The organism is uncultured Streptomyces sp. (assembly GCF_947488945.1).
GTDB lineage: Bacteria > Actinomycetota > Actinomycetes > Streptomycetales > Streptomycetaceae > Streptomyces.
Genome location: NZ_CANLBS010000007.1, coordinates 83740 through 105131, shown reverse-complemented (window position 1 = coordinate 105131; position 21392 = coordinate 83740). Strand labels below are relative to the sequence as shown.

The 21392-nt window shown below is 71.6% G+C and carries 19 protein-coding genes, 1 pseudogene and 1 riboswitch; of the genes and pseudogenes, 12 read left to right on the top strand and 8 right to left on the bottom strand.

Annotated features, from left to right (window positions below):
• The first annotated feature begins 130 nt into the window (after window positions 1-130).
• Complete coding sequence (locus Q0994_RS13255) at window positions 131-688, top strand: TetR/AcrR family transcriptional regulator (RefSeq protein WP_299534135.1); 558 nt, start codon at window positions 131-133, stop codon at window positions 686-688.
• Between the two features lie 263 nt (window positions 689-951).
• Here Q0994_RS13255 and Q0994_RS13250 read toward each other — a convergent pair.
• A pseudogene (locus Q0994_RS13250) lies at window positions 952-1422 on the bottom strand (M23 family metallopeptidase); the annotation flags it as partial.
• A gap of 704 nt (window positions 1423-2126) precedes the next feature.
• Between Q0994_RS13250 and rpsB the strand changes: the two are divergent.
• The 9 genes from rpsB (at window position 2127) to Q0994_RS13205 (ending at window position 12097) form a co-directional block, all read left to right on the top strand.
• Window positions 2127-3071 carry a 30S ribosomal protein S2 gene (gene rpsB / locus Q0994_RS13245; protein WP_299533306.1) on the top strand — a complete coding sequence of 315 codons (945 nt, stop codon included), beginning with the start codon at window positions 2127-2129 and terminating at the stop codon, window positions 3069-3071.
• 108 nt (window positions 3072-3179) lie between these two features.
• A complete protein-coding gene (tsf, locus tag Q0994_RS13240; protein ID WP_299533304.1) occupies window positions 3180-4016 on the top strand; it encodes a translation elongation factor Ts in 837 nt (278 codons plus the stop codon).
• Between the two features lie 163 nt (window positions 4017-4179).
• A complete protein-coding gene (pyrH, locus tag Q0994_RS13235) occupies window positions 4180-4953 on the top strand; it encodes a UMP kinase (protein WP_299533302.1) in 774 nt (257 codons plus the stop codon).
• Window positions 4954-5074: 121 nt separating this feature from the next.
• Window positions 5075-5632 (top strand): ribosome recycling factor, encoded by a 558-nt coding sequence (gene frr / locus Q0994_RS13230; RefSeq protein WP_014153794.1) that lies wholly within the window; start codon window positions 5075-5077, stop codon window positions 5630-5632.
• Window positions 5632-6723: a phosphatidate cytidylyltransferase gene (locus tag Q0994_RS13225; RefSeq protein ID WP_299533299.1), complete on the top strand. Its 1092-nt coding sequence runs from the start codon at window positions 5632-5634 to the stop codon at window positions 6721-6723. The genes frr and Q0994_RS13225 overlap by 1 nt, the downstream gene beginning before the upstream one ends.
• 94 nt (window positions 6724-6817) lie before the next feature.
• Window positions 6818-7924 (top strand): 23S rRNA (adenine(2503)-C(2))-methyltransferase RlmN, encoded by a 1107-nt coding sequence (rlmN, locus tag Q0994_RS13220; protein WP_299533296.1) that lies wholly within the window; start codon window positions 6818-6820, stop codon window positions 7922-7924.
• A 118-nt stretch (window positions 7925-8042) separates the two neighbouring features.
• Window positions 8043-8159, top strand: a riboswitch (TPP riboswitch).
• 82 nt (window positions 8160-8241) lie between these two features.
• The gene (locus tag Q0994_RS13215) at window positions 8242-9327 is read left to right on the top strand and encodes a thiamine ABC transporter substrate binding subunit (protein ID WP_299533294.1); all 1086 of its coding nucleotides are present in this window, start codon (window positions 8242-8244) and stop codon (window positions 9325-9327) included.
• Between the two features lie 128 nt (window positions 9328-9455).
• Window positions 9456-11069: an iron ABC transporter permease gene (locus tag Q0994_RS13210; protein ID WP_299533292.1), complete on the top strand. Its 1614-nt coding sequence runs from the start codon at window positions 9456-9458 to the stop codon at window positions 11067-11069.
• 2 nt (window positions 11070-11071) lie between these two features.
• Window positions 11072-12097: an ABC transporter ATP-binding protein gene (locus Q0994_RS13205; RefSeq protein WP_299533289.1), complete on the top strand. Its 1026-nt coding sequence runs from the start codon at window positions 11072-11074 to the stop codon at window positions 12095-12097.
• 223 nt (window positions 12098-12320) lie between these two features.
• Here the strand turns inward: Q0994_RS13205 and Q0994_RS13200 are convergent, their stop codons facing one another.
• The 4 genes from Q0994_RS13200 to Q0994_RS13185 all read right to left on the bottom strand — a co-directional run bounded on the left by Q0994_RS13200 (window position 12321) and on the right by Q0994_RS13185 (window position 16313).
• Window positions 12321-13502: a hypothetical protein gene (locus Q0994_RS13200; protein ID WP_299533287.1), complete on the bottom strand. Its 1182-nt coding sequence runs from the start codon at window positions 13500-13502 to the stop codon at window positions 12321-12323.
• Window positions 13484-14221, bottom strand: coding sequence for an ABC transporter ATP-binding protein (locus tag Q0994_RS13195; RefSeq protein ID WP_299533285.1), 738 nt, complete (start codon window positions 14219-14221; stop codon window positions 13484-13486). Before Q0994_RS13195 ends, Q0994_RS13200 begins: the two co-directional genes overlap by 19 nt.
• A gap of 221 nt (window positions 14222-14442) precedes the next feature.
• Window positions 14443-15822: an aspartate aminotransferase family protein gene (locus tag Q0994_RS13190; protein WP_299533283.1), complete on the bottom strand. Its 1380-nt coding sequence runs from the start codon at window positions 15820-15822 to the stop codon at window positions 14443-14445.
• A complete protein-coding gene (locus Q0994_RS13185) occupies window positions 15807-16313 on the bottom strand; it encodes an Lrp/AsnC family transcriptional regulator (RefSeq protein ID WP_299534129.1) in 507 nt (168 codons plus the stop codon). Before Q0994_RS13185 ends, Q0994_RS13190 begins: the two co-directional genes overlap by 16 nt.
• Before the next feature lie 162 nt (window positions 16314-16475).
• Between Q0994_RS13185 and Q0994_RS13180 the strand changes: the two genes are divergently transcribed.
• Together Q0994_RS13180 and Q0994_RS13175 are read left to right on the top strand one after the other, a co-directional pair.
• The gene (locus Q0994_RS13180; protein ID WP_299533281.1) at window positions 16476-17915 is read left to right on the top strand and encodes a gamma-aminobutyraldehyde dehydrogenase; all 1440 of its coding nucleotides are present in this window, start codon (window positions 16476-16478) and stop codon (window positions 17913-17915) included.
• Between the two features lie 124 nt (window positions 17916-18039).
• Window positions 18040-18585, top strand: a complete 546-nt coding sequence (locus Q0994_RS13175) for a hypothetical protein (RefSeq protein ID WP_299533279.1) — start codon at window positions 18040-18042, stop codon at window positions 18583-18585.
• An 83-nt stretch (window positions 18586-18668) separates the two neighbouring features.
• On the opposite strand, the gene Q0994_RS13170 is transcribed toward Q0994_RS13175, so the two are convergent.
• The 3 genes from Q0994_RS13170 to Q0994_RS13160 all read right to left on the bottom strand — a co-directional run bounded on the left by Q0994_RS13170 (window position 18669) and on the right by Q0994_RS13160 (window position 21363).
• Window positions 18669-19484 carry an SAM-dependent methyltransferase gene (locus Q0994_RS13170; RefSeq protein WP_299533277.1) on the bottom strand — a complete coding sequence of 272 codons (816 nt, stop codon included), beginning with the start codon at window positions 19482-19484 and terminating at the stop codon, window positions 18669-18671.
• A gap of 129 nt (window positions 19485-19613) precedes the next feature.
• Window positions 19614-20306: a glycerophosphodiester phosphodiesterase gene (locus Q0994_RS13165; RefSeq protein ID WP_299533275.1), complete on the bottom strand. Its 693-nt coding sequence runs from the start codon at window positions 20304-20306 to the stop codon at window positions 19614-19616.
• A gap of 22 nt (window positions 20307-20328) precedes the next feature.
• Window positions 20329-21363, bottom strand: coding sequence for an adenosine deaminase (locus tag Q0994_RS13160; RefSeq protein WP_299533272.1), 1035 nt, complete (start codon window positions 21361-21363; stop codon window positions 20329-20331).
• Window positions 21364-21392 lie beyond the last annotated feature (29 nt).

The window sequence follows — 21392 nt, the reverse complement described above, 5'->3', positions numbered from 1 at the left end:
CGGGCGCCGTCCCCCGCGTTTCCCGGGAAGGCCCGATCCCGCCGGGCGCGACGGTCGGAGGGCCGCTACCGCTTCCCCCCGACCCGGTCCTGCGTAAAGTGGAGCCGTGCCCAGGATTCGAGCGGCCTCGGTGGCCGAGCACCGGACCATGCAGCGCGACGCCCTCCTGGACGCCGCGCGCTCCTTGCTGTCCGAGGGCGGTACGGAGGCATTGACCTTCCCCGCGCTCGCGGAACGCACGGGCCTCGCCCGGTCCTCCGTGTACGAGTACTTCCGGTCCCGCGCGGCGGTCGTCGAGGAGCTGTGCGCCGTCGACTTCCCCGTGTGGGCTGCCGAGATCGAGAACTCCATGGAGCGCGCCGGTACGCCCGAGAAAAAGATCGAGGCGTATGTGCGCCGACAGCTCGACCTCGTCGGAGACCGGCGGCACCGCGCGGTGGTGGCGATCTCCGCGAGCGAACTCGACGCCGGTGCCCGCGAGAAGATCCGGGCCGCGCACGGGGGGCTGGTCGCCCTGATCGTCGAGGCGCTGGCCGACCTCGGACACACGCAGCCGCGGCTGGCCGCGATGCTGCTGCAGGGCTCGGTGGACGCGGCGGTCCGGCGGATCGAGTTCGGCGTGGTGGAGGAACCGGGCGAGATCGCCGACGTCGTCGTCTCGATGATCCTCAACGGCGTACGCGGCTGAGCCCCGGCGCGCGGAGGTCCGCGCGGGCTCCCGTCCTGTCCCTCCCGGTCCTGACCTGTCCCTCCCGGTCCTGACCTGTCCCTCCTGGTCCTGACCCGTCCCTCCCGGTCCTGACCCATCTCCTCTCTTCGCCCCGCCGCGGCCCGCCCCTGCCCGTTCCGACGCGTTCCCGCGCCCCCGCGTGGTCCGGTGCGCCGCCTTCGCCGTGCCACCTCCGCCGCCCCGTCTCCGCCGCCCCGCCTTCGCCATGCCGCCCCGCGCGATCAGAACGTCCGCCCGTCCGCCTCTGCCGGTGCGCCGGTGAGTGGGAGCAGGCGGGACGGCGGCCGGTGCAGCAGGTCGGGCGTTAGCAGGGAGAGCGGGTCGAGGTAGACGTCGCCGCGGCGCAGTCCCCAGTGCAGGCAGCTTCCGGCGCAATGGGACGGGCCCGCCTCCAGCACCCCCACCGGATCGCCCGCCGCCACCTGGTCGCCGACGGCGACCGTGGCCGTCACCGGCTCGTACGTGGTGCGCGTCGGCGGCTCACCCACCCCCGCGACCTCGATCACCAGCACCCCGCGCCCCGCCACCCGGCCCGCGTACGCCACGGTCCCGTCGGCCGCCGCCAGCACCGCGTCCCCCGGGTCCGCCGCGAGGTCCACGCCCCGGTGTCCGGGGGCGTAGGGACCGGTCGGCGGCTCCCATCCCCGCGCGACCGCGGGACGTCCGGCCAGCGGCCAGGACCGCCCTTCCGCTGACGCGGACTTCGGGGCAGCGGGCTCCAGCGGCTCCCCGGCATCCGTGGCCCGGCTCCCCGGACCGTTCACCGTGCCACCCACCGGAGCGTCACCACCCGGCACCCCGGCCACCGCCGGCGGAGCCGCCCCGGCCACCGCCTGCGGAGCCGCCCCGGCCACAGCGACAGCGACCGTCACGGCCAGTGGCAGCGCCAGCACCGACGCGAGCCGCCCCCGCACCCTCGACGAGACCGGCCCCCGCAGGCACCGGCCAGGGCGCCGCCCGAGGCGCCCACCGGGGGGCCGACCCCGGCAGCGATGCAGCCGCCGGTCCGGGAGGCGGGCCGGGGGCGGGACCGGGAGGCCGTCCGGTAGGCACTCCGGAAGCCGGTCCGGCAGGCGGGTCGGGCGGTGCGGGCGGGGCAGGAGCAGCGGAGAGCGCATGCCGGAACGATCCCCGAAGACCCGCTTCCGCGGGGATCATGGGCCGCCCCTGTGGACTACTCGCCGGTTGTGGACATCGCCGTCACCCTGCACTCCCGCGGTCCCGTACACTTCTTGTGGCGACCCGGGTGACCGGGTCGACTTCGCACGCCCCTCCACCTCCCTCTCAGCGGACGGTGGCCGCGCCTCTCGGTCCTTCGTGGCACGGCGCGTACGGGGCGTCAGGCGCGAGCGCAAACCTGCGATCGCGATAACCGAGTAACTCGAGGAGTACGGCCATGGCCGTCGTCACGATGCGGGAGCTGCTGGAAAGCGGCGTCCACTTCGGTCACCAGACCCGTCGCTGGAACCCGAAGATGAAGCGCTTCATCTTCACGGAGCGCAACGGCATCTACATCATCGACCTGCTCCAGTCGCTGTCGTACATCGACCGCGCCTACGAGTTCGTCAAGGAGACCGTCGCCCACGGCGGCTCCATCATGTTCGTCGGTACGAAGAAGCAGGCCCAGGAGGCCATCGCCGAGCAGGCGACGCGCGTCGGCATGCCCTACGTCAACCAGCGTTGGCTCGGCGGCATGCTCACCAACTTCTCCACCGTCTACAAGCGCCTTCAGCGTCTGAAGGAGCTGGAGCTCATCGACTTCGAGGACGTGGCCGCCTCCGGCCTCACCAAGAAGGAGCTCCTGGTCCTCTCGCGCGAGAAGGCCAAGCTGGAGAAGACCCTCGGTGGCATCCGCGAGATGCAGAAGGTGCCCAGCGCCGTCTGGATCGTGGACACCAAGAAGGAGCACATCGCCGTCGGCGAGGCGCGCAAGCTCCACATCCCGGTCGTCGCGATCCTCGACACCAACTGCGACCCCGACGAGGTCGACTACAAGATCCCGGGCAACGACGACGCCATCCGCTCCGTCACCCTGCTCACCCGCGTGATCGCCGACGCCGTCGCAGAGGGCCTCATCGCCCGTTCCGGTGCCGCCACGGGCGACTCGAAGCCGGGCGACAAGGCCGCCGGCGAGCCGCTCGCCGAGTGGGAGCGCGACCTGCTCGAGGGTGACAAGAAGGACGACGCCGAGGTGCAGTCCTCCGCCGAGACCGAGAAGGTCGCCGACGCGGAGCCGGCCGAGGCCGCCGCCGAGACCGCCGAGGCCCCCGTGGCCGAGACCGCCGAGGCCCCCGCGGCCGAGGCTCCGGCCGCCGAGGCTCCCGCCGAGGACACCAAGTAGGGCTCACGCCTCCGGCATGACAGATCGACGGCGGGGGACGGTGCCACGAGCACCTCTCCCGCCGTTCATCCGTAGATCGTTCAGACTTCGAGAGAGACATACAGACTCATGGCGAACTACACCGCCGCCGACGTCAAGAAGCTCCGTGAGCTCACCGGCGCAGGCATGATGGACTGCAAGAAGGCGCTCGACGAGGCCGACGGCAACGTCGACGGCGCGGTCGAAGCCCTCCGTATCAAGGGCCAGAAGGGCGTCGCCAAGCGCGAAGGCCGTTCGGCCGAGAACGGCGCGGTCGTCTCCATCGTCTCCGACGACAAGACCTCCGGCGTCCTCGTCGAGCTGAAGTGCGAGACCGACTTCGTCGCCAAGGGCGAGAAGTTCCAGGCCGTCGCCAACCAGCTCGCCGCGCACGTCGCCGCGACCTCCCCGGCCGACCTCGCCGCGCTGCTCGCCTCCGAGATCGAGCCGGGCAAGACCGTCCAGGCGTTCGTGGACGAGGCCAACGCCAACCTCGGCGAGAAGATCGTCCTGGACCGCTTCGCGCAGTTCACCGGCGCCTTCGTCTCGGTGTACATGCACCGCACGATGCCCGACCTGCCCCCGCAGATCGGTGTCATGGTCGAGCTGGACAAGGCCGACGCCGACCTGGCCAAGGGTCTCGCGCAGCACATCGCCGCGTTCGCGCCGAAGTACCTGTCCCGCGAGGACGTCCCGGCCGAGGTCGTCGAGGCCGAGCGCCGCGTCGCCGAGGAGACCACCCGCGCCGAGGGCAAGCCCGAGGCCGCCCTCCCGAAGATCGTCGAGGGTCGCGTCAACGGCTTCTTCAAGGAGGCCACCCTCCTCGGCCAGCCCTACGCCCTGGACAACAAGAAGTCCGTCCAGAAGGTCCTGGACGAGGCCGGTGTCACCCTGAAGCGCTTCACGCGCATCAAGGTCGGCATCTGAGTCCGTCCGCGAAAACACGGCGGACCCCGATAGGGTCTGATGCAGTCGTGCCGGCCGCACCCCCGGCCGGGCGACCGCGGATCTGACGAGGAGGCCATTGCCGCTGAGGGACACCAGACCCACCGGCAATGGCCTTCTTCGTATGTGCACGAGGAGAATTTCCATGGACAAGGGCGCGGACGCCAACACGGCTGACCACAAGCGCGACGACAAGGTGTCCGGGCGCTTCATGCTGAAGCTGTCCGGCGAGGCTTTCGCCGGCGGCGGCGGGCTCGGGGTCGACCCCGACGTCGTGCACGCCATCGCGCGCGAGATCGCGGCCGTGGTGCGCGACGGCGCGGAGATCGCCGTCGTCATCGGCGGCGGCAACTTCTTCCGCGGCGCCGAGCTCCAGCAGCGCGGCATGGACCGGGCCCGGTCCGACTACATGGGCATGCTCGGCACCGTCATGAACTGCCTGGCCCTCCAGGACTTCCTGGAGAAGGAGGGCATCGACTCGCGCGTCCAGACCGCCATCACCATGGGGCAGGTCGCGGAGCCGTACATCCCGCTGCGCGCCGTGCGGCACCTGGAGAAGGGCCGTGTGGTCATCTTCGGCGCCGGTATGGGCATGCCGTACTTCTCCACCGACACCACCGCCGCCCAGCGGGCCCTGGAGATCGACGCCGAGGCGCTGCTCATGGGCAAGAACGGGGTGGACGGGGTCTACGACTCCGACCCGAAGACCAACCCGGCCGCGGTGAAGTTCGACGCGCTGGAGTACGGCGAGGTGATCGGCCGCAACCTCCGCGTCGCGGACGCCACCGCGATCACGCTCTGCCGGGACAACCGGCTTCCGATCCTCGTCTTCGAGCTGACGGCCGAGGGCAATATCGCCCGTGCCGTCAAGGGTGAGAAGATCGGCACGCTCGTGAGCGACCAGAGCACCCGGGCCTGACGGCCCCAAGGATGGACAACGGCCTGCCGGTCGGACACCGTGCAGGTGAGGACGCGACGCAGGACCCGCAGGGCCGGGCGTGGACGATGCCGGGCCCGACCAAGACACGCAGGAGCACGTGGTGATCGAAGAAATCCTCCTCGAAGCCGAGGAGAAGATGGAGAAGGCCGTTGTCGTCGCGAAAGAGGACTTCGCCGCGATCCGCACCGGCCGCGCTCACCCGGCGATGTTCAACAAGATCGTCGCCGACTACTACGGCGCGCTGACCCCGATCAACCAGCTCGCCTCGTTCTCGGTGCCCGAGCCGCGGATGGCCGTCGTGACGCCGTTCGACAAGACCGCGCTGCGCAACATCGAGCAGGCGATCCGTGACTCCGACCTCGGGGTCAACCCGAGCAACGACGGCAACATCATCCGGGTGACCTTCCCCGAGCTCACCCAGGACCGTCGCAAGGAGTTCATCAAGGTCGCCAAGACCAAGGCCGAGGACTCCAAGATCTCGATCCGCTCCATCCGCCGCAAGGCGAAGGAGTCCCTCGACAAGCTCGTCAAGGACAAGGAGTCCGGCGAGGACGAGGTGCGCCGCGCGGAGAAGGAGCTCGACGACACCACCGCGAAGTACGTGGCGCAGGTGGACGAGCTGCTGAAGCACAAGGAAGCCGAGCTGCTCGAAGTCTGATGAACGACTCTTCCTGGGGTGCCCCGCGGGGGGCCGGATACTGGGGTACGCCCGAGATGGGGGCCGCTCCGGCGGGTCCTGCGTACGATATGCACGGCGCCCAGCAGACTCGGCCCATGCCCATCGTGCCGGACGCTCCCGACGCAGGTAGAGACGACGCGGACGACCGGGACGGGGAGGCCACGCACGTCAGCGGCCCCCTGTTCCGGGACGAAGTACCGCAGGAGCCCATGACCGCCCCCGTCCCGACGCCTCCTCCGTCCGCGCCGCCCAAGAAGCGCGCGGGCCGGGATCTGCGCGCGGCCATAGGGGTCGGCGTCGGGCTCGGCGTCGTGGTCTTCGCGTCACTCTTCGTGGTGAAGGCCGTCTTCGTCGGCGTGGTCGCGCTCGCCGTCGTCGTGGGCCTGTGGGAGCTCACCTCCCGGTTGGAGGAGCGCAAGGGGATCAAGGCACCCCTCGTGCCGCTCGCCGTCGGCGGGGCGGCCATGGTCGTCGCCGGCTACGCGCGGGGCCCCGAGGGCGCCTGGGTCGCCATGGCGCTGACGGCGCTGGCCGTCCTGGTTCGGCGCATGACCCAACCTCCGGAGGGGTACCTCAGGGACGTCACGGCGGGGGTCTTCGCCGCGTTCTACGTGCCGTTCCTCGCCACCTTCGTCGCTCTCATGCTGGCGGCGGACGACGGGGCCTGGAGGGTCCTGACCTTCCTGATACTGACGGTGGTCAGCGACACCGGCGCCTACGCCGTCGGCTGGCGGTTCGGCACCCACAAACTCGCCCCCCGCATCAGTCCGGGCAAGACCCGCGAGGGCCTGTTCGGCGCCATCGGCTTCGCCATGGCGGCCGGCGCCCTGTGCATGGAGTTCCTGATCGACGGCGGGTCCTGGTGGCAGGGACTGCTGCTGGGCCTGGCGGTGGCCGCCAGCGCCACCCTGGGCGACCTGGGCGAGTCGATGATCAAGCGGGACCTCGGCATCAAGGACATGGGCACGCTGCTGCCGGGCCACGGCGGCATCATGGACCGCCTGGACTCGCTGCTGCCGACCGCCCCGATCGTCTGGCTGCTGCTGGTCCTGTTCGTCGGATCGGGCTGACCGCACCCCGCCGACTGGCTGTTTCACTGCGCGAAGGCCCGCCGTCCACAGGACGGCGGGCCTTCGCCGTCACGTCTGCGACACTGGATGAACCATGCCTAAGCCCGGAGAACTCACTTTCGTCGCGCCCCGCGGAGCCAAGAAGCCCCCGCGGCACCTCGCCGACCTCACGCCCGCCGAGCGCAAGGAAGCGGTCGCCGAGACCGGCGAGAAGCCGTTCCGCGCCCAGCAACTCTCGCAGCACTACTTCTCGCGCTACGCGCACGACCCGGCGGAGTGGACCAACATCCCCGCCGCGTCGCGGGAGAAGCTCGCCGCGGCGATGTTCCCGGACCTGATGTCCGTGGTGCGGCATATCAGCTGCGACGACGACACCACCCGTAAGACGCTGTGGAAGCTGCACGACGGGACGCTCGTCGAGTCCGTCCTGATGCGTTACCCGGACCGCGTCACGATGTGCATCTCCTCGCAGGCCGGGTGCGGCATGAACTGCCCGTTCTGCGCGACCGGCCAGGCCGGCCTGGACCGCAACCTCTCCACCGCCGAGATCGTCCACCAGATCGTGGACGGCATGCGGGCGCTGCGCGACGGTGAGGTGCCCGGCGGACCGGCCCGCCTGTCGAACATCGTCTTCATGGGCATGGGCGAGCCGCTGGCCAACTACAAGCGGGTCGTCGGTGCCATCCGCCGCCTCACCGACCCGGAGCCGGACGGCCTCGGGATCTCGCAGCGCGGCATCACCGTCTCCACCGTCGGCCTGGTCCCGGCCATGCTGCGGTTCGCCGACGAGGGCTTCAAGTGCCGTCTCGCCGTCTCGCTGCACGCTCCGGACGACGAGTTGCGCGACACCCTGGTGCCGGTCAACACCCGCTGGAAGGTCCGCGAGGTCCTGGACGCCGCATGGGAGTACGCGGAGAAGTCGGGCCGCCGGATCTCCATCGAGTACGCCCTGATCCGCGACATCAACGACCAGGCGTGGCGCGGCGACCTGCTCGGCAGGCTGCTGAAGGGCAAGCGGGTCCACGTCAACCTGATCCCGCTGAACCCGACCCCCGGATCCAAGTGGACGGCGTCCCGTCCCGAGGACGAGCGGGCGTTCGTGGAGGCCATCGCCGCCCACGGTGTCCCGGTCACCGTCCGGGACACCCGCGGCCAGGAGATCGACGGCGCCTGCGGCCAGCTCGCGGCCTCCGAGCGCTGAGAGGGCGCGGCCCCGGCCGGCCCGGAGCCACGGGCTTCCGCGGCCTCCCGGCCGTCCGAGGCACCGGGGGAGTCCCCCGGCGCCACGCTCCGTGTAGCCTTGGGCCGCATTCAACTTCATATTCCGACAGGGGAGCGCCACAGCGCTGAGAGTGCGGCACCGTCACACGGATGGCCGCAGACCCTCTGAACCTCGCCCGGGTCATTCCGGGTAGGAAGTTCGGACAGTACTCAAGCTGTTGCGCCCTGCCCGCTTCCGGTTCGCCGGAGGCGGGCAGGGCCGCGTCTCTTCCTGGTCACCCCCAGGAGGAAATCCACATGCACACCACCACGAAGTACGCGGCGACCGCGGTCGCCGCCGCGTTCGGCGTCACGGTGCTGGCCGGCTGCGGCGGTTCCGACGACTCCGGCGCGTTGGCGAAGAGCTCCACTACCGTGACCCTGGTCAGCCACGACTCCTTCAACGTCTCCAAGGGCGTGCTGAAGGAGTTCACTAAGCGGACCGGCTACACCGTCAAGGTCCTCAAGAGCGGCGACGCAGGCGCCGCCCTCAACCAGGAGATCCTCACCAAGGGCTCCCCGCGCGGCGACGTCTTCTTCGGCGTCGACAACACGCTGCTCTCCCGCGCCCTCGACGAGGGCCTGTTCACGCCGTACGAGGCGAAGGGGCTCGACGCGGTCTCCGCCGACACCGTGCTGGACGACCGGCACCGGGTCACGCCGGTCGACACCGGCGACATCTGTGTGAACTACGACAAGAAGTACTTCGCCGACAAGAAGCTGGCGCCCCCCTCCTCCTTCGCGGACCTGCTGAAGCCCGCCTACAAGGACCTGCTGGTCACCGAGAACGCCGCGACCTCCTCGCCCGGCCTCGGTTTCCTGCTCGGCACGGTCTCCGCCTCCGGCGAGGACGGCTACCAGGACTACTGGAAGAAGCTCAAGGCCAACGGCGTCAAGGTGGTGGACGGCTGGGAGCAGGCGTACAACGAGGAGTTCTCCGGTTCCGCGGGCGGCAAGAAGACCGGCGGGGACCGGCCGCTGGTGGTCAGCTACGCCTCCAGCCCGCCCGTCGAGGTGCTGTACGCCGATCCGCAGCCCACCGAGGCCCCCACCGGCGTCGCCACCGGCACCTGCTTCCGGCAGATCGAGTTCGCCGGGCTGCTGGACGGGGCGAAGAACGAGGCCGGCGGCAAGGCGCTGCTCGACTTCCTGATCAGCGCGGAGTTCCAGCAGGACATGCCGCTGAACATGTTCGTCAACCCGGTGGTCGAGGACACGAAGCTGCCGGAGCTCTTCACAAAGTTCGGCGCGACCGTCGACGCCCCGGCCACCGTCGCCCCCGCGAAGATCGCCGAGAAGCGCGAGCAGTGGGTCCGGGCATGGTCCTCCATCGCGGTGAAGTGATCCCCTCCGCACCGGCCCGGTCCGCGGACCCGGTCCTCCCCGGCCCGCCGGGGAAGGGCCGGGGGGACGGGCCTGCCCGGTCCGCGTCCGGCGGCGGGGTGCGCGGGACGGCGGTGCGGCTCGGGCTGATGGCCGTGCCCGTCGCGTTCTTCGCGGTGTTCTTCGCCTACCCGGTCGCCGCCATCGTCGGCCGCGGGCTGCGCACCGGCGGCGGCTGGCAGTTCGGCCGGGTCGGCGAGGTACTGGGCCGGGCCGACCTGCGGGACGTGCTCTGGTTCACCACCTGGCAGGCGCTGGCGTCCACCGCGCTGACCCTGCTGATCGCACTGCCCGGCGCCTACGTCTTCGCGCGCTTCGACTTCCCGGGCAAGCAACTGCTGCGGGCGGTCGTCACCGTGCCGTTCGTGCTGCCCACCGTGGTCGTGGGCACGGCCTTCCTCGCGCTGCTCGGCCGGGGCGGCCTCCTCGACGAGCTGTGGGGCGTCCGGCTGGACACCACGGTCTGGGCGATCCTGCTGGCGCACGTCTTCTTCAACTACGCCGTCGTGGTGCGGACCGTCGGCGGCCTCTGGTCGCAGCTCGACCCGCGGCAGGAGGAGGCCGCCCGCGTCCTGGGCGCCGGCCGGTTCGCCGCCTGGCGCCGGGTGACGCTGCCCGCGCTGGCGCCGGCCGTGGCCGCCGCCGCGCTGATGGTCTTCCTCTTCACCTTCACCTCCTTCGGCGTGGTCCAGATCCTCGGCGGCCCGGCGTACTCCACGCTGGAGGTGGAGATCTACCGGCAGACCGCCCAGTTGCTCGACCTGCCCACCGCCGCCGTGCTGACGCTGGTGCAGTTCGCGGCCGTCGGCGCGGTCCTGGCCCTGCACGGCTGGACCGTACGCCGCCGGGAGACGGCACTGCGGCTGGTCGATCCGGCGCAGACCTCCCGCAGGCCGCGCGGCGCGGGGCAGTGGGCGCTGCTCGCGCTGGTGCTGCTGACCGCGCTGCTGCTGATCCTGCTGCCGCTCGGCGTGCTGGTGGAGCGGTCGTTCGACCTGCCCGAGGGGTACGGATTCGGGTACTACCGGGCCCTCGCGTCGGCGGAGGCGAGCGGGTCCACCTTCCTGGTGGCGCCGCTGTCGGCGATCTGGAACTCACTCCAGTACGCACTGGCGGCCACCGCCGTCGCCCTGGTCGTCGGCGGGCTCGCCGCCGCCGCGCTCACCCGCCGGGCGGGGCGGCTCGTCCGCGGCTTCGACGCGCTGCTGATGCTGCCGCTCGGGGTGTCCGCGGTGACCGTCGGCTTCGGCTTCCTGATTACCCTGGACGAGCCGCCGTTCGATCTGCGGACCTCCTGGATCCTGGTACCGCTGGCCCAGGCGCTGGTGGGCGTTCCCTTCGTGGTGCGGACGATGCTGCCGGTGCTGCGGGCGGTCGACGGGCGGCTGCGCGAGGCGGCGGCCGTGCTCGGGGCCTCGCCGCTGCGGGCCTGGCGGGAGGTGGACCTACCGTTGGTCCGCCGGGCGCTGTTGGTCGCGGCGGGCTTCGCGTTCGCCGTGTCGCTCGGCGAGTTCGGTGCGACCGTCTTCGTCGCGCGCCCCGACAACCCGACCCTCCCGGTGGCGGTGGCCCGGCTGCTGGGCCGCTCCGGGGAGCTCAACTACGGGCAGGCGATGGCGCTCAGCACGATCCTGATGCTGGTCTGCGCGGTCTCGCTGCTGCTGCTCGAACGTATCCGCACCGACCGATCCGGGGAGTTCTGACCATGCTGAGACTGGAAGCGGCGACGGTCCGGTTCGGCGGGCGGGCGGCACTGGACGCCGTGGACCTGGAGGTCGCCGACCACGAAATCGTCTGCGTGCTCGGCCCCAGCGGCAGCGGCAAGTCCACCCTGTTGCGGGCGGTCGCCGGCCTTCAGCCGCTGGACGGCGGGAAGGTGCTGCTGGACGGTGTGGACCAGCGGAACGTGCCGGTGCACCGGCGGGGCCTCGGTCTGATGTTCCAGGACCACCAGCTCTTCCCGCACCGCGACGTGGCGGAGAACGTCGGCTTCGGGCTGCGGATGCGGGGCGCCCGGAGCGCCGAGCGGGACGGCCGGGTCGCCGAACTCCTCGACCTGGTCGGGCTGCCGGGCGCGGGCCGCCGGGCGGTGGCGGCGCTCTCCGGCGGCGAGCAGCAGCGGGTGGCGCTGGCCCGCGCGCTGGCCCCGCACCCCCGTCTGCTGATGCTGGACGAACCGCTCGGTCAGCTCGACCGCAGCCTGCGCGAACGGCTGGTGGTCGAGCTGCGCACGCTCTTCGCGCGCCTGGGCACCACGGTCCTGGCCGTCACCCACGACCAGGGCGAGGCGTTCGCGCTCGCCGACCGGGTGGTGGTGATGCGCGACGGCCGGATCGCCCAGACCGGCACGCCGCTGGAGGTCTGGCAGCGCCCGGCCTCGGCCTTCGTCGCGCGTTTCCTCGGCTTCGACAACGTGGTCGGGGCGACGGTGACCGGCGCCGCCGCCACCACCCCTTGGGGCGAGGTCCCGGTGGCCGGCAAGCCCCCGCAGGGCCGCTGCGACCTGCTGGTACGCCCCGCCGGGGTACGGCTCGGCGCCCCCGGCGACGGCCTGCGCTGCGTGGTCGGTGTACGCACCTTCCGGGGCAACCGCGTCACCGTGCTGCTCACACCGGACCGGGGACCGGTGGTCGAGGCGGAGTGCGCCCTGCGCGACACCCCCGACGAGGGCGCCGTCGTCGGGGTCACCTTCGACGCCGCGGAGACGGTGGTGCTCGCGGCGCGGGGGTGAGGGCGGGCGGTACCGCGCGGCCCCGTCGCGAAGCTGCCCGCCCGACGCTGCCGCGACAGCCCTGTGCCCGGCGTGCGAGCCGGAGGGACCTTTACGGCAGACGGCCGGGGACGGCCGGCACGCCTTCTTCGACGCCCCTGTCCGCCCTGTACGAAGGCCCCGCCCGGGACCGGTGGGTAAGGGGAGCGGTCCGGGGCGGGGCCTTCGTACGGGGGAGGGGCGTTCAGGCCGACAGGGGCAGTGCGGCGAGTTCCGCGATGATCCAGGTCGGCGGGGCGAAGACCAGCAGCAGGACGCCGGCCCGGAGTGCGGTCGCGGAGCGCAGCGCCGAGGCGGGCGCTCCCATCCGCAGCAGGGTCTCGGCGGTGCGGGCACGGTCCTGCCTGGCCTCCAGGGCCGAGGTGAGCAGGGTCGCGGTGGTGCAGCCTAGGACGAGGAGCGCGCCGAGCGCGGTCAGCGGCCCGTACGGGCGGGGGCCCGAGTCGTGCAGGGCCGCGGCGGCGATGCCGGCGGAGACCACCGCGCAGACGACGCCGAGGGGCCTGCCGATGCGGCGGGCCTCGTCCATCAGCACCCGCCCGGCCAGCAGCCGGACCGCGCCGGGGCGGACCGCCTGGAGCAGCCGGCCGGCGAGGTGGGAGAGCCCCGGCCCCGCCAGCGCCAGCCCGATCGCGGTGAGCGTCCAGCCCGCCAGGACCCCGGCGGGGGTGGAGTCGAGGCGGCCGGGCAGCGGGAAGGGGTTCCCGCTCGCGCCGCGGCCGGCGTACGCCTCGACGGCCAGTCCGGCAGCGGTCAGCGCCACCCCCCAGGGCAGGCCGCCGGGCGCCGGGGCGGGGGGGGTGAGGTCTTCGGCGGGGAACCCGTCGGGGTCCGGGGAGGCGGCGGCGCGGGACTCCCGGCGGGAGCGCAGCGCGAGGGCGCTGCCGGCCGACGCGGTCAGCGGCACGAGCGCCAGCAGGGTGAGGGCGGCGGCCAGCGGCAGCGGGGCGTCCGCGCCCAGCAGGCCGGCCGCCTCGCCGTCGAACGGGAGCCCGGTCAGGTCGCCGCGCAGGTGCAGGAAGAAGAGCAGCGCGACGGCCGAGCCGAGGGTGGTGGCGACGGCGGTCGAGACGGCGGCCAGCACGGAGAGCCGGAAGGGGCCGAGGCCGACCGCGGACAGGCCGTGGCGCGGCCGGGTGCTCGGATCGGTGCGGGCGACCGCGATCGCGAACTGCACGGTCGCGGCCAGCGGTACGAGGCACCACAGCAGCCGGAGCACCGAGTCGGAGGACCGCCCCGGGTGCCCGGAGGCGTAGCCGAGGGTGCACAGCAGCAGAAAGCCGACGCCGGCGGACGCGGCGGCGACGAGCAGCCGCCGGGTGAGTACCAGCGGATGGGTGCCGCGGGCTAGACGGAGAGCGAGCACGCCGAGCGGCCCTCCGTGTCGGGCACGGCGGGCAGGGCGCCGGTGCTGACGCGGCGGCCGTCGAGCAGGGCGACCGTGCGGTCGGCCAGCGCCGCGACCTCGGCGTCGTGGGTGCCGAGCACCACCGTGATCTCGTGCGAGCGGGCCGCGGTGGTCAGTGTGCGCAGCAGCTGGGCGCGTTCGGCCCGGTGCAGGGTGGCGGTCGGTTCGTCGGCGAAGATCACCGCGGGCGATCCCGCCAGGGCGCGGGCGACCGAGATCCGCTGGCGCTCGGCCTGCAGCAGGGCGTGCGGGCGCTTCCTGGCGGCGTCCGCGATGTCGAGCCGCTCCAGCCACTCGGTGGCGGCCTTCTTCGCCGCCCGGTGCGAGGCGCCGCGCAGCAGCAGCGGCAGGGCGGCGTTCTCCCAGGCGGTCAGCTCCGGCACGAGCTGCGGCTCGGCGCCGATCCAGCCGAACCGGTCGCGGCGCAGCCGCTCGCGCAGCCGCGGGCCCATGGTGTGCACGGGCACGCTGTTGAACCACACCTCGCCCTGCTGGGGCACCAGTCGGCCGGACAGGCAGTGCAGCAGGGTGGTCTTCCCGCTGCCCCGGGGGCCGGTCACGGCGAGGATCTCGCCGGTGCGGACGCCCAGCGACACCCCGCCGAGGCCGGGTGACCCGTTGTGGGAGTGGTGCAGGGATCGCGCCCAGATCACGTCGTTGTCCGGCGGGGCCACCATGGCGTACACCTCGGTTCAAGTCAGTTTCCCGTTCCCCCGTACGGGGGAACGAAGACGCGGCCGATCGGTCACTCGGCACCGTAGGTAGTCGGACCGGGGTGTGCGCACAGCACGCGGCCCGGATGCGCCGCTTCTCACTCGTACGGGCGAATCCGGGCCGTGTGGACCGTATGAAATGACCGCCGGCCGGGTGGTGGGCCCGGCCGGCGGTCAGGGGTGGATCAGAGCTTCGTCCACGCCTCGGTGAGCACCTCGCGCAGGATGCCCTCGATCTCGTCGAAGGTCGACTGGTCGGAGATCAGCGGCGGGGCGAGCTGGACGACCGGGTCGCCACGGTCGTCGGCGCGGCAGTAGAGACCGTTGTCGTACAGCGCCTTGGAGAGGAAGCCGTAGAGGACGCGCTCGGTCTCCTCGTCGGTGAACGTCTCCTTGGTCGCCTTGTCCTTCACCAGCTCGATGCCGTAGAAGAAGCCGTTGCCGCGGACGTCGCCGACGATCGGCAGGTCGTGCAGCTTCTGCAGCGTGGTGTAGAAGGCGTTCTCGTTGTCGAGGACGTGCTTGTTCAGGCCCTCGCGCTCGAAGATGTCGAGGTTGGCGATGCCGACCGCGGCGGAGACCGGGTGGCCGCCGAAGGTGTAGCCGTGCAGGAAGGTGTTGCCGCCCTGGTAGAACGGCTCCGCAATCTTGTCGGAGACGATGCAGGCGCCGATCGGGGAGTAGCCCGAGGTCATGCCCTTGGCGCAGGTGATCATGTCCGGCACGTAGCCGAACTTGTCGCAGGCGAACATCGTGCCGAGGCGGCCGAAGGCGCAGATGACCTCGTCGGAAACGAGCAGCACGTCGTACTTGTCGCAGATCTCGCGGACGCGCTGGAAGTAGCCGGGCGGCGGCGGGAAGCAGCCGCCGGCGTTCTGCACCGGCTCCAGGAAGACGGCGGCGACGGTGTCCGGGCCCTCGAACAGGATCTCCTGCTCGATCTGGTCGGCGGCCCAGCGGCCGAAGGCCTCCGGGTCGTCGCCGAACAGCGGGGCGCGGTAGATGTTGGTGTTCGGCACCTTGTGCGCGCCGGGGACCAGCGGCTCGAAGGGGGCCTTCAGGGCCGGCAGGCCGGTGATCGACAGGGCGCCCTGCGGGGTGCCGTGGTAGGCGACGGCGCGCGAGATGACCTTGTACTTGGTCGGCTTGCCCTGCAGCTTGAAGTACTGCTTGGCCAGCTTCCAGGCGGTCTCCACGGCCTCACCGCCGCCGGTGGTGAAGAAGACCTTGTTCAGGTCGCCCGGTGCGTAGTCGGCGAGGCGCTCGGCCAGCTCGACGGCCTTCGGGTGGGCGTAGGACCACACCGGGAAGAAGGCGAGCTCCTGCGCCTGCTTGTACGCCGTCTCGGCGAGCTCGTGACGGCCGTGACCGGCGTTGACCACGAACAGGCCGGAGAGACCGTCGAGATAGCGCTTGCCGTCGGCGTCGTAGATGTAAGTGCCCTCACCCCGCACGATGGTGGGTACGGGCGCGGTCTCGTAGTCCGACATGCGGGTGAAGTGCATCCACAGGTGGTCGTACGCGGTACGGCTGAGGTCCTTGCTCACGGCTATCGGGTTCCCCACATATAGGTCTGCTTCTTGAGCTTGAGGTAGACGAAGCTCTCGGTGGAGCGCACACCGGGGATGGCCCGGATGCGTTTGTTGATCGTCTCCAGCAGGTGGTCGTCGTCCTCGCAGACGATCTCCACCATCAGGTCGAACGAGCCCGCGGTCATCACCACGTACTCGCACTCGGCCATCGACGACAGGGCTTCGGAGACGGGATCGAGGTCCCCGTCCACGTTGATGCCCACCATCGCCTGTCGCCGGAACCCCACGGTGAGCGGGTCGGTGACGGCGACGATCTGCATGACGCCCTGGTCGAGCAGCTTCTGGACGCGCTGCCGCACGGCCGCTTCGGACAGGCCGACGGCCTTGCCTATAGCGGCGTAGGGGCGGCGCCCGTCCTCCTGGAGCTGCTCGATGATCGCGAGGGAGACGGCATCGACCGAGGGGGACGATCCGTTCCCGTTCCGGGAGTCTGCGCTGCGACTGGCCACGGGTCCACCATGCACCGGGACTCGCTCGTCATGCAAGTCCGGAGCGATGTTATTCGTTGTTTACGGGTGCGGTTTTAACCGAATCCGAAGTTCTGGGCGGCTGGGTATGTCGAAAGCGTCACCGAAACGACTAGGGTGGAGGTCTCACCCATCGGACAGCCGACAGGAGGGGTGGTTGTGACCACCGAGGTGCGCCGTCTGCGCAACTACATCGACGGAGAGTTCCGGGACGCCGCGGACGGGCGGACCGTCGACGTGGTCAACCCGGTGACGGAAGAGGTCTACGCGACCTCCCCGCTCTCCGGCCAGGCCGACGTCGACGCGGCCATGGAAGCCGCCGCCGCGGCCTTTCCGGCCTGGCGCGACGCCACGCCGGCGGAGCGCCAGAAGGCCCTGCTCAAGATCGCGGACGCCTTCGAGGCGCGCGCGGAGGAGCTGATCGCGGTCGAGTCCGAGAACACCGGCAAGCCGCTGGAGCTCGTACGGACCGAAGAAGTGCCGCCCATGGTGGACCAGATCCGGTTCTTCGCGGGCGCCGCCCGTCTGCTCGAAGGCCGTGCGGCCGGCGAGTACATGGAGGGCCTGACCTCGATTGTCCGCCGGGAGCCGGTCGGCGTCTGCGCGCAGGTGGCGCCGTGGAACTACCCGATGATGATGGCGGTGTGGAAGTTCGCCCCCGCCCTCGCCGCCGGCAACACGGTCGTCCTGAAGCCGTCGGACACCACCCCGGCGTCCACGGTCCTGATCGCCGAGATCCTCGGCGAGATCCTGCCCAAGGGCGTCTTCAACGTCATCTGCGGCGACCGTGACACCGGCCGCGCGATGGTGGAGCACCCGACCCCGGCGATGGCCTCCATCACCGGCTCGGTGCGGGCGGGCATGCAGGTGGCGGAGTCCGCCGCCAAGGACGTCAAGCGCGTCCACCTGGAGCTCGGCGGCAAGGCCCCGGTCGTCGTCTTCGACGACGTGGACATCGCCAAGGCCGTCGAGGACATCTCGGTGGCCGGGTTCTTCAACGCCGGCCAGGACTGCACCGCCGCGACGCGCGTGCTGGTCCACGAGTCCATCCACGACGAGTTCGTCGCCGCGCTGGCCCAGGCCGCCAAGGACACCAGGACCGGCGCCCCGGACGACGAGGACGTGCTCTACGGCCCGCTGAACAACGCCAACCAGCTCGCCCAGGTCACCGGCTTCATCGACCGGCTGCCCGGTCACGCGACGATCGAGGCGGGCGGCCACCGGGTCGGCGACAAGGGGTACTTCTACGCCCCGACCATCGTCTCCGGCCTCCGCCAGGACGACGAGATCATCCAGAACGAGGTCTTCGGGCCCGTCATCACCGTCCAGTCCTTCACCGACGAGGCGCAGGCGCTGACCTGGGCCAACGACGTCGAGTACGCGCTCGCGTCGTCGGTGTGGACCAAGGACCACGCCCGCGCGATGCGGATGTCCAAGAACCTCGACTTCGGCTGCGTGTGGATCAACACCCACATCCCGCTGGTCGCCGAGATGCCGCACGGCGGCTTCAAGAAGTCCGGCTACGGCAAGGACCTCTCCGCCTACGGCTTCGAGGACTACACCCGCATCAAGCACGTCATGACGTCCATCGAGGGCTGACCGCCCCGGAACGCCCCCCGCACGGCCCCGGACCCCCGGTCCGGGGCCGTGCGCGCGTCCGGGCCGGGGAGCGTCGGCCGGAAGGCGTTTTGAACATGTTCATAAAGCGGCGTACGCTCCGCCCATGAGCGAGCGAGCCCTCTTGCGGCGCATACGCGTGTGGTTGGTCCTCTTCATCGTCTGTCTGGCCCTCAGCGGCCTGACGGCCTTCCCGCTGGTCCATGAACTCCGCTGGGCGGACGGCCTGTTGAACGCGCCGTCCTCACCCGTCCCCGAGCACCTGCCCGGCCTCGCCGAATGGATCGCCCGGGTCCGCGACGGGCTCGACGAAGCCGACGCGCGCCACCCCTTCGTCCTCTACGGGACCGACTGGCTGGCCTTCGCCCACCTGGTGATCGCGGTCGCCTTCTACGGCCCCTACCGCGACCCGGTCCGCAACGTCTGGGTCGTCGAGTTCGGCATGATCGCCTGTGCGGGCATCGTCCCGCTGGCGCTGATCTGCGGCCCGCTGCGGGACATCCCGTTCTGGTGGACCGTCATCGACATGTCCTTCGGCGTCTTCGGCGTGATCCCGCTGCTCGTCGTCCGACGGCTGATCAAACGCCTGGAGGCGGCAGGGTCGCCGGCCGCCGCCGCGGGGCTCGCGCGTTCCGTGCCGCGCGCCTCCTGAACGCACCCGACGCACGCACCCCGTGGACGCGGGAGGGGCCCGGCGACCGCCGGGCCCCTCCCGTCACCGCACGCCCGCCGCGGCTACGGCTTACGTGCCACCGCGCCGAACTGGGCCACCTCCGGGCCGGGTTCACCGCCTGTGCCGGTCTCGGCCCGCCAGCGGGCGCAGGAGACGATGCCGGGCTCCAGCAGGTCCAGGCCGGAGAGGAACGAGGCGACGTCGGAACGGCCGCGCGCGGTGATCGGAGGAGTGGCGTTCTCGTTCCAGAACCGCATCGCCGCGTCGTTGCCCTCGCCGCCCAGCTCCGTGGTCGGGTGGGTGAGTACGAGGTAGCTCCCGGACGGTACCGCGTCCATGAGCGACTTCACGATGCTCCGCGCCTCGTCCGTGTCCAGCACGAAGTTGAGGATGCCCAGCATCATGACCGCGACCGGCCGTTGCAGGTCCAGCGTCGCGGCGGCGCCGCGCAGGATCCGCTCCGGCTGCCGGGCGTCCGCGTCGATGTACTCGGTCGCCCCCTCCGGCGAGCTGGTCAGCAGCGCACGCGCGTGGGCCAGCACGATCGGGTCGTTGTCCACGTAGACGACGCGCGCGGGCGGCAGGGTGTGCTGCGCGATCTCGTGGGTGTTGTTGACCGTCGGCAGACCGGTGCCGATGTCGAGGAACTGGTCGACGCCCTTGTCGCCCGCGAGGTGGCGCACCACGCGGCCGAGGAACGCCCGGTCGGCGCGGGCCACTTCGCCGATGCTCGGGTACATGTCCGTCACCTGGTCGCCGACCGCCCGGTCGACCGGGTAGTTGTCCTTGCCGCCGAGCCAGTAGTTCCACACCCGCGCGTTGTGGGCGACGTCCGAGCGGACACGGGCGGGTACGTCACGGGGGCTGGGCTCGGTCATGATGCTGCTCCTTCGGCGCCTGCCGGGATCAAGATCGATACGGCACTCCCTATCATGCCGCACGTCCCAAAGGTGTTTTCCGCCGGGGGAGTTGGGGAAGGCGCCGCCCCGGCCGGGCGGGGCGGCGCCTCACGCTCCGGCGCCCCGGACCAGCCGATGCAGCACGTCCACCCGGTTGGTGGTGATCGAGTCGACGCCCGCCCCGATCAGCCGGCGCATGGTCCGCCCGGTGTCCGCCGTCCACGCGGAGACCAGCAGCCCCTCCCGGTGCACCTGGTCGGTGAGTTCACGGCTCACCAGACCGAACCGGTAGTTGAGCCAGCGGGGGCCGATCGCCGCGACCAGCGCGGCCGGCGGCGGGGAGAGCGACGTCCAGGTCAGTGCGATCTCCGCCGACGGGTCGGCTCCGCGCACCAGCAGCATCTCCGACGGGCCGGCGCAGTAGTACACCCGCGGGCCCGCCCCGCACTCGCGCACCACCCCGACGACCTCGCGCACCGCCGCCTCCCTGGCACCGGGCAGGTCCAGCATCACCCGGTGCGCCCCGACCGCGAGCAGCGTCTCGCGCAGGGTCGGCACCCCGCCCCCGGTCAGCTCCTTCAGCCGCGCGTGGTCCAGCCCGTCGAGCCGCAGGTCGTGGCCCCAGAGCCGCTTCAGGGTGGCGTCGTGCAGCAGGACGGGGACCCCGTCACGGGTCACCCGCACGTCGACCTCGACCGCGTCCGCCCCCCGTTCGAGGGCGGACCGGACCGAGGGAAGGGTGTTCTCGCGGAACATGTACGGATCGCCGCGATGTCCCACGGCGGTGACGTTGGTGGCCATGGGCTCATTGTGACCAACGGGGTCAGGGACGCGGCGTCTCCAGCCACCGGTCGGTGTACGTGTCGATCTCGTCGGCCAGCTTCCGCTTGCCCGCCTCGTCGAGGAACGACGCCTCCACGGCGTTCTTCGCCAGGGCGGCGATCCCGCGCTCGTCGAGCCCGAGCAGCCGGGCCGCCACCGCGTACTCGCTGTTGAGGTCGGTGCCGAACATCGGCGGGTCGTCGCTGTTGATGGTGACCAGCACGCCCGCGTCGACCATCTGCCGCAGCGGGTGCGCGTCGATGTGCGGCACCGCGCGGGTGGCGACGTTCGACGTCGGGCACACCTCCAGCGCGATGCGGTGCTCGGCCAGGTGCGCCAGCAGCCGCGGGTCCTGGACGGAACTGGTCCCGTGGCCGATGCGCTCGGCGCGCAGATCGGTCAGCGCGTCCCAGACGGTCTGCGGACCGGTGGTCTCCCCGGCGTGCGGGACCGAGTGGAGACCGGCGGCCAGGGCGCGGTCGAAGTACGGCTTGAACTGGGGGCGTTCGACGCCGATCTCCGGGCCGCCCAGCCCGAAGGAGACCAGCCCTTCCGGCCGCAGGTCCAGCGCGAGGCGGGTCGTCTCCTCGGCCGCTTCCAGCCCGGCCTCGCCCGGAATGTCGAAGCACCAGCGCAGCGCCACGCCCAGCTCCGCCCCGGCCGCCAGGCGGGCGTCCTCGATGGCCTCCATGAAGGCGACCTCGGGGATGCCCCGGCGGGTCGAGCTGTACGGGGTGACGGTCAGCTCGGCGTACCGGATGTTCTGCCGCGCCATGTCCCGGGCGATCTCGAAGGTCAGCAGCCGGACGTCCTCCGGGGTGCGGACCAGGTCCACCACCGACAGGTACACGTCGATGAAGTGGCCGAAGTCCGTGAAGGTGAAGTAGTCGGCGAGCGCCTCGGGGTCGGTGGGGACCTTCGAGTCGGGGTGGCGGGCGGCCAGTTCGGCGACGATGCGGGGCGAGGCCGATCCGACGTGGTGCACGTGGAGTTCGGCCTTGGGCAGCCCCGCGACGAAGGGGTGCGGATCGTTCATCGGGGCCTCCGTGGGCGCTCGGGTCGCGG

What these genes read in the sequence shown, in the direction of transcription:
- Q0994_RS13165 (WP_299533275.1), bottom strand. Translation starts at nt 20,306, where the DNA reads ATGGCCACCAACGTCACCGCCGTGGGACATCGCGGCGATCCGTACATG.
- pyrH (WP_299533302.1), top strand. Translation starts at nt 4,180, where the DNA reads ATGGACAAGGGCGCGGACGCCAACACGGCTGACCACAAGCGCGACGAC.
- rlmN (WP_299533296.1), top strand. Translation starts at nt 6,818, where the DNA reads ATGCCTAAGCCCGGAGAACTCACTTTCGTCGCGCCCCGCGGAGCCAAG.
- tsf (WP_299533304.1), top strand. Translation starts at nt 3,180, where the DNA reads ATGGCGAACTACACCGCCGCCGACGTCAAGAAGCTCCGTGAGCTCACC.
- Q0994_RS13215 (WP_299533294.1), top strand. Translation starts at nt 8,242, where the DNA reads ATGCACACCACCACGAAGTACGCGGCGACCGCGGTCGCCGCCGCGTTC.
- Q0994_RS13195 (WP_299533285.1), bottom strand. Translation starts at nt 14,221, where the DNA reads ATGGTGGCCCCGCCGGACAACGACGTGATCTGGGCGCGATCCCTGCAC.
- Q0994_RS13175 (WP_299533279.1), top strand. Translation starts at nt 18,040, where the DNA reads ATGAGCGAGCGAGCCCTCTTGCGGCGCATACGCGTGTGGTTGGTCCTC.
- Q0994_RS13170 (WP_299533277.1), bottom strand. Translation starts at nt 19,484, where the DNA reads ATGACCGAGCCCAGCCCCCGTGACGTACCCGCCCGTGTCCGCTCGGAC.
- Q0994_RS13225 (WP_299533299.1), top strand. Translation starts at nt 5,632, where the DNA reads ATGAACGACTCTTCCTGGGGTGCCCCGCGGGGGGCCGGATACTGGGGT.
- Q0994_RS13160 (WP_299533272.1), bottom strand. Translation starts at nt 21,363, where the DNA reads ATGAACGATCCGCACCCCTTCGTCGCGGGGCTGCCCAAGGCCGAACTC.
- Q0994_RS13205 (WP_299533289.1), top strand. Translation starts at nt 11,072, where the DNA reads ATGCTGAGACTGGAAGCGGCGACGGTCCGGTTCGGCGGGCGGGCGGCA.
- Q0994_RS13210 (WP_299533292.1), top strand. Translation starts at nt 9,456, where the DNA reads ATGGCCGTGCCCGTCGCGTTCTTCGCGGTGTTCTTCGCCTACCCGGTC.
- rpsB (WP_299533306.1), top strand. Translation starts at nt 2,127, where the DNA reads ATGGCCGTCGTCACGATGCGGGAGCTGCTGGAAAGCGGCGTCCACTTC.